The organism is Nonomuraea sp. NPDC004186, from assembly GCF_053603495.1.
Window position 1 is genome coordinate 1 of sequence record NZ_JBSGFQ010000076.1, and the last position, 17,667, is coordinate 17,667.

Here is a 17,667-nt window from a genome sequence, read left to right on the forward strand (position 1 = left end):
TTCGGTCGGGACGAGAAGGACTTCGACTCGCACGACCAGGAGAAGAAGGACTTCGACTCGTACGAGCAGGACGATTCCTACGAGCAGGATGACTCGAGCCGTCGCGCCGGCCGATCTCCTCCGGCAGCGGCACGGGCTTGCCCACCGCCGAGACCGCCTTGGCCGGTGCCGGACCGGCCCACGCCAGCAGCAGCTCGTCCTCGCCCTTCAGGAACCGCTGTGCCCGGACCCCGCCCGTCGCCCGCCCCTTGGCCGGGAACTCGGCGTAGTCGGACAGCTTGCCGCCGCCCACCTGCGTGCCGGGCAGCGCGGTCGAGGAGCCCGCGATCGTGACCACGTGCGCGGGACGCTCGGGATCCACCACCCCGAACCAGATCACCCGCGCCCCGCCGTCGAGCCGGATGCCCGCCATGCCGCCCGCCGGGCGGCCCTGCGGGCGCACCTGCGAGGCCGGGTAGCGCAGGAGCTGGGCGTCGGAGGAGATGAACACCAGGTCGTGCGACTCCGACACCAGCTCGACCGCGCCCACCACGATGTCGCCGTCCTTCAGCGTGATCACTTCGAAGTCGTCGCGGTTGGCCGGATAGTCGGGCACCACCCGCTTGACCACGCCCTGCGCCGTGCCCAGGGCCAGGCCGGGGCCGTCGGGGTCGAGGGAGCCCAGGCCGACGACCTTCTCGTCGGGCTGCAGCGAGACGTATTCGGACACCGGGTGCCCGCCCGACAGGGACGGCGGGTTGGCCGTGGTCGGCAGGGTCGGCAGGTCGACGACCTGGATCCGGATCAGCCGGCCCAGCGACGTCACCACGCCCACCTCGCCGCGTACGGACGTCTTCACGACCGACACCAGCACGTCGTGCGCCGACCGTTCGCCCTCGCCGGACAGCGGCGTGGCGTCGGAGGTGCGGGCCAGCAGGCCGGTCGAGGACAGCAGCGCCAGGCACGGGTCGTCGGCCACCTGCAGGTCCACGACCGCGACCGGGGTGCGGGTGACGCCCGGCGCCTCCAGCAGGACGGTGCGGCGCGGCATGCCGTACTTCTTGGCCACGTCGGCGAGCTCGCCCGAGACCACCTGGCGCAGCTTGGCGTCGGAGGAGAGGATCTCGGTCAGCTTGGCGATCTCGTCGCTCAGCGTCTCCTTCTCCCGGTCCAGCTCCAGTTTGTCGAACCTGGTGAGCCGGCGCAGCGGCGTGTCCAGGATGTAGGAGGCCTGGATCTCGCTCAGATCGAATACGTCCATCAGCCGCGTGCGGGCCTCGGCCGAGTCGTCGGAGGAGCGGATGACCTGGATGACCTCGTCGATGTTGAGCAGGGCGATGATGAGGCCGTCGACCAGGTGGAGGCGCTCCTCGCGCTTGCGCCGCCGGTACTCCGACCTGCGGCGCACCACCTCGAGCCGGTGGTCGACGTAGACCTGGAGCATCTCGCGCAGGCCGAGCGTGCGCGGCTCGCCGTCGACGAGGGCGACGTTGTTGATGCCGAACGTCTCTTCCATCGGCGTCAGCCGGTAGAGCTCCTCCAGGACGGCCTCGGGGATGAAGCCGTTCTTGATCTCGATGACCAGCCGGAGGCCCTTGTGGCGGTCGGTGAGGTCCTTGAGGTCGGCGATGCCCTGGAGCTTCTTGGCGTTCACCAGCTCCTTGATCTTGGTGACGACGCGCTCGGGGCCGACGTTGTAGGGGAGCTCGGTGACGACGATGCCCTTGCGGCGGGGCGTGATCTGCTCGACCGCGCACTTGGCCCGCATGCGGAACGTGCCACGCCCCGTCTCGTACGCGTCGCGCACGCCCTGCAGCCCAATGATCGAGCCGCCCGTCGGCAGGTCGGGACCCGGGACGAACGTCATCAGCTCGTCCAGCGTCGCGTCCGGCTTCTTGATCAGATGGCGGGCGGCGGCCACGACCTCGTTGAGGTTGTGCGGCGCCATGTTGGTGGCCATGCCGACCGCGATGCCGCTGGTGCCGTTGACCAGCAGGTTGGGGAACGCCGACGGCATGACGACCGGCTCGGTCTCCTGGCCGTCGTAGTTGGGCTTGAAGTCGACGGTGTCCTCGTCGAGGGAGTCGACCATGAGCATCGCCGCCGGGGCCAGCCTGGCCTCGGTGTATCGCATGGCGGCCGGCAGGTCGTCGGGCGAGCCGAAGTTGCCGTGGCCGTCGACGAGCGGCAGGCGCATGGAGAACGGCTGCGCCAGGCGCACCAGGGCGTCGTAGATGGCGCTGTCACCGTGGGGGTGCAGCTTGCCCATGACGTCGCCGACGACGCGCGACGACTTGACGTGGCCGCGATCCGGGCGCAGCCCCATCTCGCTCATCGAGTAGAGGATGCGACGCTGCACGGGCTTGAGGCCGTCGCGCGCGTCGGGCAGGGCGCGCTGGTAGATCACCGAGTAGGCGTACTCGAGATAGCTGGTGCGCATCTCGGAGGTGACGTCGATGTCGACGATCCGCTCCTCGAAGTCCTCGGGCGGGGGTGCAGTCGTGCGTCGGGCCATGTCGAACATTGTGCCGAAGGTATTCGGGTGCCCGCGACTCGTTGGCGTCACAAGTCGCGCCCGGCGTGTACGGAAGGCTCTCCCGGACGCCCCTTGACCAAGCAATTGCTTGGGTCGTACGTTCGGGCCGAGGGTTCCCACCTGTATCCGGAGGCGTCATGATCGAGTTCCATCCCGTGACCATGCATATCGGCGCCGAGGTCACCGGGGTCGATCTGCGCAAACCGCTGTCGCAGGAAGAGGTCGCCACCCTGCGGGCCGGCTGGCTCAGGCACCTCGTGCTGTTCTTCCGCGACCAGCACATCGACGACGAACAGCACCTGCAATTCGCCCTGAACTTCGGCACGCTCAACCACCCCGCCTTCAAGAAGGACTCCACCAGCCCCATCCACGTCCTCGACCAGACCTCACCGAAGGGCGAGGGCGGGGACGAGTGGCACAGCGACAACACCTTCGAGCCCACCCCGCCGATGGGCTCCCTGCTCCGCTGCGTCCAGCTGCCCAGCGTGGGCGGGGACACGTGCTGGGCGAACACGTACCTGGCGTACGAGACGCTCTCGCCGTCGCTGCAGCGGCTGTGCGACGAGCTGACCGCCGAGCACGACATCACGATGTCGATGAAGAAGGCGATCGCGAAGGGGCACCCGTTCGACCTGGCCGAGATCCAGGCCAAGTGGCCGCCGATGGTGCGCCCGGTGGTGCGCGTGCACCCGGAGACCGGCCGCAAGGCCCTGTTCGTCAACCGCGCCTCCACGACCCGCCTGGTGGGGCTGACGGACCGGGAGAACGAGGCGCTGCTGCCGCTCCTGATCGACCACATCCGGTCGCCGGAGTACCAGCTCCGGCTGCGGTGGCGGCCCGGCACGCTGGCGTTCTGGGACAACCGCCCGACCCAGCACTACGCGGTGGCCGACTACACCGAGCGCCGCCGCATGCACCGGGTCACCATCAACTCCTTCCCCGAGCACGCCGACAAATAGCGGGTGCGGGTAAGCCCCCTGAGGTCACAGTTCCGCCGAATGCGGGGCGGGTATGGCGGCGACCGGCCCATTCCGTCGGAGAAAGCTGGTAACAAGGGGGGCATGAGTGAAGCCCCCGATGTCGCGATGCTGCGTGAAGAGGCCGAGGAGCGGTTGCGGGCCCTGGCCGGGGAGCACGCCGTGCTGCGCGAGGACCAGTGGGCCGCGATCGAGGCGCTGGTGCTGGATCGGCGGCGGGTGCTCGTCGTGCAGCGCACCGGCTGGGGCAAGTCGGCCGTCTACTTCGTGGCCACCGGGCTCCTGCGCGAGCTCGGCGAGGGCCCCACGGTCATCGTCTCGCCGCTGCTGGCGCTCATGCGCAACCAGATCGCCGCCGCCGAGCGGGCCGGCATCAGGGCCGTCACGATCAACTCCGCCAACCCCGAGGCGTGGGAGGAGATCTACGGCGAGGTGGCCGAGGGCTTGGTCGACGTGCTGCTGGTCAGCCCCGAGCGGCTCAACAACCCCGACTTCCGCGACAACGTCCTGCCCGAGCTGGCCGAGAGCGCCGGGCTCGTGGTGGTGGACGAGGCCCACTGCATCTCCGACTGGGGCCACGACTTCCGGCCGGACTACCGCAGGCTGGCCACGCTGTTCGAGGAGCTGCCGCCGGGCATCCCCGTCCTGGCCACCACCGCCACCGCCAACGCCCGCGTCACCCGTGACGTGGCCGAGCAGATGCGCCTGCCCGGCGACGACGGCGACGGCACGCTGGTGCTGCGCGGGGCGCTGGAGCGGGAGAGCCTGCATCTGAGCGTCGTGCGCCTGCCCACCGCCGAGCAGCGGCTGGCCTGGCTGGCGCAGACGCTGCGCGAGCTGCCCGGCTCCGGCATCGTCTACACCCTCACCGTCGCCGCCGCCCACGAGATCGCCGGATACCTGCGCGACCAGGGGTTCGAGGTGGCCGCCTACTCCGGGCAGACCGACCCGGCCGAGCGGCTGGCGGCCGAGGAGGCGCTGCTGACCAACAAGCTCAAGGCACTGGTGGCGACGAGCGCGCTGGGGATGGGGTTCGACAAGCCCGATCTGGGGTTCGTGGTGCACGTGGGGGCGCCGCAGTCGCCCGTCGCCTACTACCAGCAGGTCGGCCGGGCTGGGCGCGGGGTCGAGCGGGCCGAGGTGATCCTGCTGCCGGGCACCGAGGATCGGGATATCTGGTCATATTTCGCCTCGCTGGCGTTCCCGCCCGAGCCCGTCGTACGGACCACGCTCCAGACGCTCGAAGAGCGCGGCCTCATGTCCACCCCGGCGCTGGAGACGGCGGTCGACCTGAGCCGGAGCCGGCTGGAGATGATGCTCAAGGTGCTCGACGTGGACGGCGCGGTCCGGCGGGTCAAGGGCGGCTGGGAGGCCACCGGCGAGCCGTGGGCGTACGACGTCGAGCGCTACACCCGCATCGCCGCCGAGCGCAGGGCCGAGCAGGAGGCCATGCTGGGCTATCTGACGACGTCCGAGTGCCGGGAGCAGTTCCTCCGCAGGCACCTCGACGACGAGACCGCCACGCCGTGCGGCCGCTGCGACAACTGCACCGGGCGGCACCGCTCGCCGGAGATCGGCGCGCAGGCCGTCGAGGGCGCCCGCCAGCGGCTGAGCAGGCCCGGCGTCGAGATCGAGGCCCGCAGGCAGTGGCCCACCGGGCTGGCCGACCTGTCCGGGCGGATCAAGCCGGAGCTGGGTGCCGAGCCCGGCCGCGCGCTCGGGCGGCTGACCGACATCGGCTGGGGCAACCGGCTGCGGGAGCTGTTCCAGGGGGGCGACGGGCCGGTGTCCGACGACGTGTTCAAGGCCGTGGTGCAGGTGCTGGCGTCCTGGGAATGGCGCGAGCGGCCCGTGGCCGTGGTCAGCGTTCCGTCCGCGACCCGCCCCACGCTGGTGCGGAGCTTCGCCGAGCGGCTGGCGTCCGTGGGCCGGCTGTCCTATCTCGGCGAGCTGGGCTATCGGGCGGGAGCGCCCGGGCAGCAGTTCAACAGCGCGAAGCGGGTGCAGGCCGTCCGGGGGACGCTCGCCATGCCCAAGGAGCTGGGCGCCTCGATCGCGCAGTGCGGCGGGCCGGTGCTGCTGGTGGACGACCGCGTCGACACGGGGTGGACGATGACGCTGGCGGCGGCCCTGATCCGGCACGCGGGCGCTCCGGCGGTCCTCCCGCTCGCCCTGGCCGTCACCTCGTGATGCGCCTACTTGAGGCCCATGGTGAGCAGGTCGTAGTTGCCAAAGACGGGGCTGACGTGGACGTTGGCGGCGTTCTGGCCGCGTAGCAGCACCGGGCATACCCAGACGAGCGGCACGAGCACGGCTTCGTCGGCGAGCTTCTGCTCCACCTCGGTCCACAGGTCGGCACGCTTGCCCGCGTCGAGCTCGGCTCTGGCCCGGTCCATGAGATCGTCGATCGCCTTGACTCGGACGCTCACGTTGAACGAGTACGTGTCGGTGATCTGCCTGCTGTCGGCGATCAACGACAGGAACGACTCGGGGTCGGGCCAGTCAGGTGCCCAGGACTTGGGGATCAGGCCGATGCCCTGCCGCTTGAGGTTGGCGGGGTTGCCGCCGTATGTCTTGTGGAACTCCGCGGTGGAGACCTGCCGCAGCTTGACGTCGATGCCGATCCCGCCGAGGTCGTTCTCTACGACCTCGGCGATCTGCTTCTCGGCGCCCAGGTCCCGATAGACGTAGTTCACGGTGAACCCGGACGGTTTCCCGCACGCGGCCAGCGACTGCTTGGCGGCCTGCTGGTCACCCTCGGCCTTCAGGTTCGGATCGGACCAGCGACCGCCGGCGACCGTGGGCGGGACGAGCGACGTGGGCAGCCGGGACTGTGCCGGTCCGGCGCCGAACACGCGGGCGAGGTTCCTGAGGTTGAGTGCGCGGACCACCGCCCTGCGGCAGTCGATTTTGTCGAACGGCGCCACCTGCGGGTTGATCGCCAGCATGCGCACGGACGTGCCCACCGGGACGTCGGCCCGTTTCCTGAGCGCCGGGTCGGCGAGCACCGCGGCCTCGCTGCTCGCCGAGCTGGTCGTGAAGCCGAAATCGGCGGTGCCGGCCCGCAGCCGCTGCTCGGCGTCGGTGACCTGGTAGTCGATCTCGTACCGGTCGGGGAGCGGGTCGCGGTTGGGGTCCGTGGCGGCGGCCCACTGGTCGTTGCGGGTAAGGACGAGCTTCTTCTTGTCGGCGGACACGCTCTCGATCTTGTACGGGCCGGAGGCGAGGACGCTGTCCTGCGTGTCCTTGGCCTTCGGCACGGGGACGGTCTCAGGGAGCTGCACGACGTCGTCGAACGTCGCGTACGGCCGCTTCAGACGGAAGACGATCGTCCGCTCGTCGGGGGTCTGGATGGCCGAGTCGGTGTTCGCGCTCGATGACTTGGCGGGGCCCCGGTAGCCGGAGGGGAGGTCGAGCATGAGGTCGAAGTGGCTCGATCCCAGGGTGCGGGAGGGATCCATGCTCCGCAGGATCGCGTACTTGACGTCCTCGGAGGTGATCGGCGTGCCATCCTGATATTTCACGCCTTGTCGGAGTTTGTACGTCCAGGTTTTGCCGCCGTCACCCGGCACGCCGAGCGATTCGGCCAGGTCCGGCACGACCTGCGTCCCGGCGGCCCCCGGCACCGGCTTGAACATCGTCAGCGAACGCCCGTAGAGCCGGACCAGGTTCAGGGACTCCATCGTGTACATGTTCCCCGGATCGACGGACTCCAGCTCGTACGGCGAGACGACGCGCAGGGTCCCGCCCTTCCTGGCCGAAGGGTCCGCCACGGAGGTCACGGCCGCCCCGAAGGCCGCCACGGGCGAGGAGGACGTGGGAGTGGGGTCCGGCCGGCGGTCCTCGGGATGGGTCCGCGTCACGAGCCACACCGAGATCCCGGTCACGAGAGCGGTGGCCGCCGCCCCGATCGAGACCAGCGCCCTCCGCTGCCCGCGCCGCCGCGAGGGCTCGGTCGAGGCCCCCGGCACGGGCGGCCGTACGGGGCCGCTGACCGGATACTGCAGGGGTGCCCCCGGACGGGGGTTCCCCCCGTTCTTCTGAGGGGCGCTGATCGGCTGAGCTCCCGGAGGGGCGGGTGGCGGGGCGGTGCCGGCGCGGATGAGGTCCCGCATCAGCTGCTCGGCGGTGGGCCGTCGCCGGGGGTCCTTGGCCAGGCAGGCCCACAGCAGCGGCGCCATCTCCGGCGGCACGCCGTTCAGGTCGGCGTCGAGGTTGAGGATGCGGTGCATGACCACGGGCAGCGGCCCGAAGCCGAAGGCCCCGCGCCCCGTGGCGGCGAAGATCATGGTGCCCGCCCAGGCGAACACGTCGCTCGCCGGAGAGGCCTCTCCGAGGAACTGCTCGGGGGCCATGAACGCGGGCGTCCCCACGATGCCGGTGGTCAGGCTCTGGCTGATGTCGAGCGCCCGGGCGATGCCGAAGTCGATCACGCGGGGCCCGTCCGGCCCGAGCAGCACGTTGCTGGGCTTGAAGTCCCGGTGGACGACCCCGGACCCGTGGATGGCCACCAGGGCCGTGGCGGTGGTGATCGCCAGCCGCATGAGCGCCGGGCCCTGGACGGGGCCTTCCTTGGTGACCTGGTGCTGCAGGGAGGGCCCGTCGACGTACTCGCCGACGATGAAGGGCTGGTCGTTGACGGCTCCGACCTCGAGCACGCGTGCCGTGCAGAACTCGGCCACCCGCCGTGCCGCCTCGGCCTCTCGGCGGAAGCGGCGTACCGCCTGCTCGTCGTCGGCGAACCTGGCGTGCAGCAGCTTGATCGCGACCTGCTCGCCGGAAGGGGAGACGCCGAGGTAGACGCTGCCCTGACCGCCCTCGCCGAGAAAGCCGGTGACCTTGTACGAGCCCACCGACGTGGGGTCGCCCGGCCGTAACGGACGCACGCCGCGCATCCGGCTCCCTTATTTCGCGCTCATCCCGATTTTCTCCACCATAGCGGTGCAGGACCGCTCACAACGGAGCCCTGCGGGACTAGAACGGCGGGCGGGCGCCCAGGTGCGCGATGGCCTTCGCGGCCAGGCGGCAGCCGGCGGCCAGCGACTCGGTCGGCGGCTTGCCCGCCAGCCAGACGGGCAGGAAACCGGCGCTGAACGCGTCTCCGGCACCCGTGCCGTCCACGATCTTGTCGACCGGCTCGGCGGCCACGTGGACCGGGTCGGGGCGGCCGTTGGCGTACCACAGCGCGCCTTCGGAGTTCATCTTGATGACGACCTGCGGGAACCACGCCGTCAGCACCTTGGCGGCGGCCTCGGCGTCGTCGCGGCCGGTCAGCACCTTGGCCTGCTCGATGTTGGCGAACAGCAGCTTGACCCCGTTGGTCCACTCCAGGAACGACTCGGCGCCCGTACGCTCCAGAGGCGCGGACGAGGCGCAGTCGACCGAGATCGACATCCCGCCGCGCCTGGCCATGTCGAGCGCGGCCAGGCCCGCGTCGCGCGAGCCCTCGTTGATCAGCGTGTAGCCGGACAGGTGGAGGTGCGCGCCGCTGGAGAACAGGTCACGCGGCAGGTCCTCGGGCGACAGCGCGGCGTTGGCACCGGGGTCGGAGAGCATGGTGCGCTCACCCTTGTGCGTGACGAGCACCACGCAGGTGCCGGTGGGCCGCTCAGGGTCCATGACGAGCCGGGCGTCGACGCCGTAGCCCATCAACTCCATGTCACGGTTACGCCCCGTGATGTCGGCGCCCCTGCGGCCGATGAAGGCCACCTCGGCGCCCTCGACGGCGAGCCACGAGGCGATGTTGGCCCCCGAGCCGCCGCCGTGCATGGTCACGATCGCCGGGGTGTCACTCGCCCTGGCAAGCGCATAACGGGCGCGCGCGACCGCGTCGGTCATGAGATCGCCCACCACGACGACCCGCGTCATGATGTCACCACCTTGCTGCCTTCAGAACGAGCCTGGCCACGGCAAAACTAACAGCTTCCGGGGTGCCCGTGGGGCGGTCCCACGACACCGGGCTGCAGTCGATGCACAAGCGTTGCCCAACAGGGGCTCCGGTCTTGGCATATGAAATGCGGGTTTACGCTCGACACTGTGGAGGCACACTATCCGGCCCACTGGGAAGCCGACGTCGTTTTGGCCGACGGAGGCACGGCGCACGTCCGGCCGATCAAGCCCGCAGACGCCGACCGCCTCCGCTCTTTTTACTCGCGGTTGTCGGACGAGTCGATCTATTTCCGGTTCTTCGGGCCGAGGCCCCGGCTGTCCGACCGGGAAGTCGAGCGGTTCACCAACGTCGACTACGTCAACCGGGTCGCGCTGATCGCCACCATCGGCGCCGAGATGGTCGCCGTCATCCGCTACGACCGCACCGGCCCCGGCGAGGCCGAGATCGCCTTCCTCGTCGAGGACGCGCACCAGGGCAGGGGAGTGGCCTCCGTGCTCCTGGAGCACCTGGCGGCCACGGCCCGCGAGAACGGCATCGAACGCTTCGTCGCCGACGTCCTGCCCGCCAACATGCGCATGATGGGCCTGCTGCGCCAGGCCGGTTACACGGCCCAGAGCCAGTTCGAGGACGGCGTCGTACGCATGACGCTCGACCTCACCCCCACCGAGACCTCGACGGAGGTGACGCTCTCCCGCGAGCACCGCGCCGAGTCCCGGTCCATCGGCAGGCTGCTCGCCCCCGGCTCGGTCGCCGTCATCGGCGCCTCGCGCGAGCCCGGCGGGGTCGGCCAGACCGTCCTGCGCAACCTGCTGGCCGCCGACTTCACCGGCCCCGTCTATCCGGTGCACCGGGAGGTGCGGGCCGTGGCGGGCGTGCGGGCCTATCCGAGCGTGGGGGCCATCGACGGCGACGTCGACCTGGCCGTGGTGGCGGTGCCCGCCTCCGGCGTGATCGACGTGGTCAAGGAGTGCGCGGAAAAGGGCGTGCACGGGCTGGTCGTGGTCTCCTCCGGGTTCGGGGAGACGGGCCCGGAGGGCAAGGCCAGGCAGGACGAGCTGGCTCGCCTCGCGCGTTCGTACGGGCTGCGCGTCGTGGGCCCCAACTGCCTCGGCATCGCCAACACCGACCCCGCCGTCCAGCTCAACGCGACCCTCGCCGCCACCCTGCCGTGCCGGGGCAAGGTGGGGTTCTTCAGCCAGTCGGGCGCGCTCGGCACGGCGCTGCTCCAGCGGGTGGCACAGCGCGGCATGGGCATCTCGACGTTCGTCTCCGCGGGCAACCGGGCCGACGTGTCCGGCAACGACCTGCTGCAGTACTGGGAGGAAGACGACTCGACCGAGGTGATCCTGCTCTACCTGGAGTCGCTGGGCAATCCGCGCAAGTTCACCCGCCTGGCCAGGCGCATCGCCCGCAGCAAGCCGGTCGTGGTGGTCAAGAGCGGCGGCACCCCCTCCGGGCACTCGGCGGAGGAGCTGCGGCTGCCCGACTCGGCGATCAGCTCGCTGTTCGAGCAGGCGGGGCTGATCAGGGTCGACGACCTCATCCAGCTGTTCGACGTGGGCCAGCTGCTGGCCTACCAGCCGCTGCCCGCCGGGCCCCGGGTCGCGCTCGTGACCAACTCCGACGCGCTCGGCCTCCTGGCCGCCGACGCGTGCCTCGCCGCCGGCCTCGACCCCCGCTCGCCGGTCAACCTGGGCGCCGCCGCCGGGGCCTCGGAGTTCGGCGCGGCCCTCGCCGGCGAGCTGGCCTCGCCCGACGTGGACGCCGCCGTCGTGATCTACATGCCGCCCATCCCCGGCGACACGGACGCGGTGGCGGCCGAGCTGCTGCGGGTCTCGAAGGACTCCGGCAAGCCGGTGCTGGCGACGTTCCAGGGGCATCTGGGCATGCACGCGGCTCTGCGCGTCGAGACGGGCCCGCCGGGGTGCGGGACGGCTCCCGCGCGCGGCTCGATCCCCTCGTACGCGGCGCCCGAGGAGGCCGTGCGCGCGCTGGCCCATGTGGTCCGCTACGCGAAGTGGTTCGCCCACCCGGCGGTGCCGCCGCCGGAGCTCGACGGCATCGACACGGTCCGCGCCCAGGCCCTCGTCCGGACGGCCCTTACCACGACCGTTCCGGCACGGACCGGCGCGTCGGAAGAGGGGGCGTTCGCGCAGCCGGGCCCGCCGGTCGAGGTGGACGCCGCCGAGCTCCTGTCCTGCTACGGCCTCACCGTCTGGCCCGCCGAAGTGGTGCGCTCGCCGGACGAGGCGGTGCGGGCGGCCGAGCGGCTCGGGTGGCCGGTGGTGCTCAAGGTGGCCGACCCCGGCGCCTCGCGGCGCGCGGGCACCGTGCGTCTTGGCCTGACAGGGCCCGAGATGGTCCGCCACGCCTATGCCGAGTTCGCCGACCAGCTGGGCGAATGCGTGGAGTTGGCGGTCCAGCGCATGGCGCCGCAGCCGGCCGTCCCGACCGTCGTGGGCGTCGTCGAGGACCCCGCGTTCGGCCCCTTCGTCTCGTTCGGGCTCGGCGAGGTGACCGCGCGCCTCCTGCTCGACCAGGGCTTCCGCCTGGCGCCCCTGACCCGCGAGGACGCCGCCGCGCTCGTGCGCTCCGTCCGCGCGGCCCCGCTGCTCTTCGGCGAGTACGGCTACCCGCCCGTGGCCGTGGACGCCCTGGAAGACCTCCTGGTACGCGTCGGCCGCCTGGCCCACGACCTGCCGGAGGTGGCCAGGCTGGACCTGGACCAGGTGCTCGTCGGCGAGTCGGGGGTCATCGTCCTCGGCGCCCGCGCCACCCTCCGCACCCCGGCGGGCCCACGCCTCGACGGCGGCCCCCGGAGGCTGTCCTGATCAGCTCTCAGCGAAGGGCGGCCGACGGGAGTGAATGGGGTGAACCGAAGCACCCCCTGATGCCTGGATAAAAGACGTTATAGAGCGTTATATCCGGCGGATGAGCACACAGCCTCGCCCTGGCAGGATGGACCCATGAGGGAAACCCGAGTCTCAGCCGCGGGCCTGCGTGAAGCGATCGAGCGCAGCGGCTACTATCCCGACCTCGTCACCGATGCGGTCGAATCCGCGCTGGGCAAGGAGGCGGTGACCGCCTTCGTGGTCCATCACGAGGCCACGTTCGATCCCGCCATGGAGGTGCGCAGGCACGTCACGGTGCTGGTGCTCTCGGCGACGCGGCTGCTGGTCTGCCACACCGACGAGCATCCCGCGGTGGAGGGCGTCTCGACGTCCCACGCCTCCACGACCACGGAGGCCGTGCGCCTGACCCGTGTCCAGTCGGTCGCCGTCACGCGCGTGGTGCCCGACCCCGCCTCCTACGTCCCCGGCGTGCCTCCCACGGAGGTGACGCTCACGATCGGCTGGGGCGCCATCTCCCACGTGGACCTGGAGCCGGCCACCTGCGGCGACGAAAACTGCGAGGCCGACCACGGCTACACGGGCGCGATCACGGCCGACGACCTGTCCCTCCGGGTCAGCGAGGCGGCCGACGGCCCGGAAGCGGTCACCCACGTCCTCGCCTTCGCCAAGGCCCTCTCCGAGGCCACCGCCCGCGCTTCCTGAGCGGGAGATCCGCCAAGGCATAGGATGAACGACATGCTGGTGCCGGGGTACGGCGGCGGGTCACTCGCGGACCTGCCCGACGCGTTGCTGGCGGCGCTGGGCGTGCGCACACCCGAGCCGGACACGGCGAGTCCGCCCGCTGCGACGGGCGCCTCGGATCCGGCGAGTCTGCCCGGCCCGGCAGGCGGAGGGCCGCTCGTCCTGGAGTCGGCCGATCGCGTGTGCCTGTTCCTGGTCGACGGCCTGGGCGCCGAGTTGCTGAGGGCGCACGCCGACACCGCCCCGTTCCTGTCCGGCCTGGCGGGCCGGACGCTCACCGCCGGATTCCCGGCCACGACCGTCACCAGCCTCTGCTCCCTGGGCACCGGCCTGACCCCGGGCGAGCACGGCATGCTCGGCCTGACGCTGGCCGTCCCCGGCACCGGCCACCTGTTCAACTGCCTGCGGTGGACCCTCCCCGACGGCCTCACCATGGATCCCGAGCTCTGGCAGCCCGCCCCCACCGTCTACCAGCGCGCCACCCGCGCCGGACTCGACGCCGTCTACGTCGCCCCCGCCGAGTTCGAGGGCACCGGCCTGACGCAGGCCGTCTACCGGGGCGTCCGTTACGTGGCCGCCGACACCGTGGACGACCGCGTGGCCCGCGTGCACGAGTCCATGCGCCAAGGGGCGGCGCATGTCACCGTCTATTACGGCGATCTGGACGCCGCCGGCCACATGACGGGCTGGGGCAGCGAGGAGTGGCTGCGGCAGCTCGCCGTCGTCGACGACATGGCCCAGCGGCTCGCGGAGGGCCTGCCTCCTGGATCCGCCCTCTACGTGACCGCCGACCACGGCATGGTCAACGCCACCGAGAAGATCGACGCCGAGAGCGTGCCCGAGCTCACGGAGGGCGTGGCGCTGCTCGGCGGCGAGGCCAGGGCCAGGCACGTCTACGCCGAGCCCGGAGCCGCGCGGGACGTGCTGGAGGCGTGGTGCGAGACCCTGCGCGGGAAGGCCTGGGTGGTCTCCAGGCGGGAGGCGGTGGAGTCGGGCTGGTTCGGCCCCCGGGTACGGGACGCGTGGCTGGGGCGCATCGGCGACGTCGTGGCCGTGCCGTATGCCGACCTGGCGATCATCGCGCCTACCCATCACAGGATCGAGGCCCTGTTCACCGGCTACCACGGCTCGATGACGGCGGCCGAGCAGCACGTGCCGCTCCTGCAGGCCCGCACGTGACCTGGCCGGAGATACTGTGACGAGGTCCGGCGACGAATTCTCTGGGGGTACGCCTTGACCAGCCCGCTGATCACACCGGCCGAGCTCGCCGCGCTCGATGACGTGACGGTGCTCGACGTCCGCTGGCGGCTCGGCGGGCCGCCCGGGGTGGAGTTCTACCGCGAGGGGCACATCCCCGGCGCCGTCTACTGCGACCTCGACCAGGATCTCGCGGCCCCGCCCGGCGCGGGCGGGCGGCATCCGCTGCCCGAGGCGGGCGCGTTCCAGAGCGCGATGCGGCGGCTCGGCGTGTCGGACGGGCGCCCCGTGGTGGTCTACGACGACGCCGGATCCACGGTCGCGGCCAGGGCCTGGTGGGCGCTGCGCTACTTCGGCCACCAGGACGTCCGCGTCCTCGACGGCGGGCTGCCCGCGTGGACCGAGGCCGGGCTGCCCACCACGAAGGACTCACCCGACCTCGCGGCGTCCGGCGACTTCACCGCGCGGCCCGGCGGGATGCCGGCGCTGACGGCCGACGAGGCGGGGGCGCTGGCCACCCAGGGCGTGCTGCTCGACGCCCGAGCCGCCGAACGCTACCGGGGCGAGGTGGAGCCGATCGATCCCGTGGCCGGGCACGTTCCCGGGGCCGTCAACGCGCCCACGACGGAGAACGTCGGGCCCGACGGCCGCTTCCTCGCGCCCGCCGCCCTCCGGGACCGCTTCACCGGGCTCGGGGTCCGGGAGGGGGTTCAGGCGGGGGCCTACTGCGGCTCCGGGGTGACGGCCGCGCACGAGGTGCTGGCCCTGGAGGTGGCCGGCCTGCCCGCCGCCCTGTACGTCGGCTCCTGGTCCAACTGGGTGGCCGACCCCTCCCGGCCGGTCGCCACCGGCTGACCTCACCGCCAACGGCCGGCCTCCGGCTGCGGGGCCCGCAGCCCTGGCCGGCGTCGGTGTGAGGGCCGGGCTGATCAGCTCTGCGGCCCCGTACCGCTAATACAACGGATGGTCGCCCGCGCCGAAGCAGACGAAGCCGGTCTCGCCGGTCTTGGCGGCGGCGGAGGCCAGGGCCGCGTCCGGGGGCCGGCCCGCCACCAGCAGTTCGTGGAACATGCTCATGAGCGCCATGGCCCCCTCGTCCCGCACCGGCACCAGCCCGGCCACCACGCACGCGGACCCCTTGGCCAGGAACGTTCCGGGCAGGCCCAGCGGCGCCCCCTCCACCGGCGTGCGCGACATCCCCGAGTTGCAGGCCGACAGCACCACCAGCCCCGGCGACCGCGGGATGTCCAGCAGGTCGTAGGCCATCAGCGAGCCGTCCTCCAGCGTGATCCCGGACACCAGCGGGCTGCGCGCGTGGAAGACCCCGTGCGCGGCCAGGTGCAGGACGTCGGCCGCCGCCAGGGCCTCCAGCACCGGCCCGGTGCGCCCCGGCGCCTCGCGCCCGTCCGGGTGGCAGGCGAGCACGTTGCGCACCTCGGCGTGCGCGTGCGCCAGGGCGGGCCCGGCCGCCGCCACCACCGCCGGCGGGCCGCTCCGGCGGGCGCGGGCGAGCTCCCGGGCCCGCACCCAGCCGGCCGCGCTGGCGACCACGTTGACCGGGCGTTCGCGCAGGCACGGCAGCGCCCCCCACGGCAGCGTGTGCAGGGCGTCCACCGGCACCACCACCAGCGGCCCGTCTCCCAGCTCGGCGAGGAGCGGGCGCAGCAGCAGCCCTTCGACCTCCAGGGCCGCCACCTCGACGCTCTCCAGGTCGCAGCGAGGATGCGGCGTCCCGGAGCACTGGCGGCGCAGCGCGTGACGGAGCCGGACGATCGCCTCCTTGACCTGCCGAGCGTCGCCCACCCGCCGCAGCGTCACGCGTTCCCCCTTGACGAGCACGGCCAGCAGCGCGTCCTCGTCCGCCACGAACTCCACCAGAGCCCCGCACCCCAGCTCCGCCCGCACCCGTTCGGGATCCACCAGCGAGCACGCGTGCGAGGGCGCGGCCACCGCCCGCCACCGCTCCGCGAACTCGAACACCTCCCCGGCGGACCCGCCCCGCACCGCCAGCCCCAGCCCGAACCCCGCCAGCCGCTCCCCGGCCCTGGCCGCGTGGGCGCGCAGCGAGGGATCGTCGAACGTCTCCACCCGCTCGCTCACCTCCGACAGCCCGACGCGGACCGCCCGGAAGGCCCCCGTGGCGTCCTCCTGCAGCGACGCCTCCAGAGCGAGCGCGTGCTGGCGCACCGGCACCGGGATCTCCGCCTCCCGCGCGGGCTCGGAGTCCAGCGGGGTGAGCCGGGTGCCGATCGGGGGGAACGGCTCCTCACGTTCGGCGTGCTCGGTGAGGAGGGCCAGCTGCGCCGAGGCCGTCGGGTGGTCGTCCACGGCCAGCGCCGCCTCGGCCGCCACCAGCCGCAGCGCGGCGGCGCCCGCCAGGTGCGCCAGGCCGTCCTCCAGCTCGTCCGCGCACGCGACCAGGTCGGCGACCAGGGCGGGCGTGACGGGTTCGAGCGTCAGCCGGGCCCGCAGGACGACCTCCCTGGCCAGCGGCAGCCATGACGTCCGGTCCTGCGCGGCCAGCTCGCCGGCCGCCTGCTCGGCCACCTCCAGCGCCCGGCGCGGGTCGCCGGTCAGCAGCTCCACCTGCGCCAGCTTCAGCCGGGCCTCGGCCAGCGCCACGTGCGCCCCCGACACCTCGAGATCGGGTACGGCCAGGCTCAGCATGGCCCTGGCCTCGCCCGGCAGATGGGCGGCCAGCAGGGCGCCGGCGAAGTCCGCCCGCATCGTGGCCAGCCGCTCGGGGAAGCCGAACAGGGTGTCCTCGGCCTCGCGGTAGAGCTTGAACGCCCCCGCGATGTCGCCCCGCCGTACCGCGAGGAAAGGCAGGTTCGCGGCGGACAGGCGGGCCAGGTGCCGCAACCCCGAGTGCCGGGAGATCTCCAGGCAGGCGGTCAGGTCGCGCATGGCGGCGTCCCAGTCGCCGCGGTAGGAGTGGACGAGACCGCGGTTGAGCAGCCCGCCCGCCAGGAACCTGCGGTCGTCGATGGTGCCGGGAGCGGTCACGAGGGCCCGCAGCGCGCGGTCGCAGGCGGCGATGGCCTCCTGGTGGCGGCCGAGACGGGCCAGGGCGACCGCGCGCTGGGTGTCGAGCTTGGCGCGGTCGAGCGGCGAGAGGTGGGCCCAGGCCAGGGCGGCCACCCGCAGGGCCTGGAGCGGGTGGCCGAGCTCGGTGCGTACGGTGACGAGGGAGAGCCGGGCCTGGGCGATGCGCTCCGGCGGGGCGCCCGGGGTGGCGATGGCCTCACGGAGGTGGTGCTCGGCGCTGCGCAGGTCGCCGAGCTCGCGGGAGGCCAGCGCGATGGCCCTGTGCGCGACGGCCTCGGCGTCGGGGTCGCCGACGCGGCGGGCGGTGGAGAGCACGGTACGGCCGGCGCGAAGGGCGTGGTCGGGATCGACCAGGGAGCGCATGACAGCGGCCTCGGCCGCCACGACGAGTGGATCTCGGTCGTCTGGTCGCTCTGGTGTTGCGCTCATCGAAAGTTTCCAAGGAAA

The 17,667-nt window shown here is 72.4% G+C and carries 10 protein-coding genes; 6 read left to right on the forward strand and 4 right to left on the reverse strand.

Going from position 1 to position 17,667, the window contains the following annotated elements; translation table 11 throughout:
• On the reverse strand, positions 1-2,494 hold a 2,494-nt coding region (locus ACWEPL_RS43510), incomplete at its 3' end, for a DNA gyrase/topoisomerase IV subunit A (protein WP_452439648.1).
• A gap of 158 nt (positions 2,495-2,652) precedes the next feature.
• Between ACWEPL_RS43510 and ACWEPL_RS43515 the strand changes: the two genes are divergently transcribed.
• Positions 2,653-3,474, forward strand: a complete 822-nt coding sequence (locus tag ACWEPL_RS43515; RefSeq protein ID WP_452439649.1) for a TauD/TfdA dioxygenase family protein — start codon at positions 2,653-2,655, stop codon at positions 3,472-3,474.
• Between the two features lie 102 nt (positions 3,475-3,576).
• Positions 3,577-5,682 carry a RecQ family ATP-dependent DNA helicase gene (locus ACWEPL_RS43520; protein WP_363966229.1) on the forward strand — a complete coding sequence of 702 codons (2,106 nt, stop codon included), beginning with the start codon at positions 3,577-3,579 and terminating at the stop codon, positions 5,680-5,682.
• Between the two features lie 5 nt (positions 5,683-5,687).
• Here ACWEPL_RS43520 and ACWEPL_RS43525 read toward each other — a convergent pair whose 3' ends face one another.
• A complete protein-coding gene (locus ACWEPL_RS43525; protein WP_363966227.1) occupies positions 5,688-8,387 on the reverse strand; it encodes an ABC transporter substrate-binding protein in 2,700 nt (899 codons plus the stop codon).
• A 79-nt stretch (positions 8,388-8,466) separates the two neighbouring features.
• Positions 8,467-9,360: a carbohydrate kinase family protein gene (locus ACWEPL_RS43530; RefSeq protein ID WP_350723205.1), complete on the reverse strand. Its 894-nt coding sequence runs from the start codon at positions 9,358-9,360 to the stop codon at positions 8,467-8,469.
• A 141-nt stretch (positions 9,361-9,501) separates the two neighbouring features.
• Here ACWEPL_RS43530 and ACWEPL_RS43535 point away from each other — a divergent pair, with 141 nt between their 5' ends.
• The 4 genes from ACWEPL_RS43535 to ACWEPL_RS43550 all read left to right on the forward strand — a co-directional run bounded on the left by ACWEPL_RS43535 (position 9,502) and on the right by ACWEPL_RS43550 (position 15,027).
• Positions 9,502-12,213, forward strand: coding sequence for a bifunctional acetate--CoA ligase family protein/GNAT family N-acetyltransferase (locus tag ACWEPL_RS43535; protein ID WP_363966225.1), 2,712 nt, complete (start codon positions 9,502-9,504; stop codon positions 12,211-12,213).
• A gap of 135 nt (positions 12,214-12,348) precedes the next feature.
• Positions 12,349-12,936, forward strand: coding sequence for a DUF5998 family protein (locus ACWEPL_RS43540; protein ID WP_350723202.1), 588 nt, complete (start codon positions 12,349-12,351; stop codon positions 12,934-12,936).
• Positions 12,937-12,969: 33 nt separating this feature from the next.
• Complete coding sequence (locus ACWEPL_RS43545) at positions 12,970-14,154, forward strand: alkaline phosphatase family protein (protein WP_452439650.1); 1,185 nt, start codon at positions 12,970-12,972, stop codon at positions 14,152-14,154.
• Between the two features lie 54 nt (positions 14,155-14,208).
• Entirely contained in the window at positions 14,209-15,027 is an 819-nt protein-coding gene (locus ACWEPL_RS43550) for a sulfurtransferase (protein WP_449891758.1), read from the forward strand.
• A gap of 96 nt (positions 15,028-15,123) precedes the next feature.
• Here ACWEPL_RS43550 and ACWEPL_RS43555 read toward each other — a convergent pair whose 3' ends face one another.
• The gene (locus ACWEPL_RS43555) at positions 15,124-17,649 is read right to left on the reverse strand and encodes a CHAT domain-containing protein (protein ID WP_452439651.1); all 2,526 of its coding nucleotides are present in this window, start codon (positions 17,647-17,649) and stop codon (positions 15,124-15,126) included.
• Positions 17,650-17,667 lie beyond the last annotated feature (18 nt).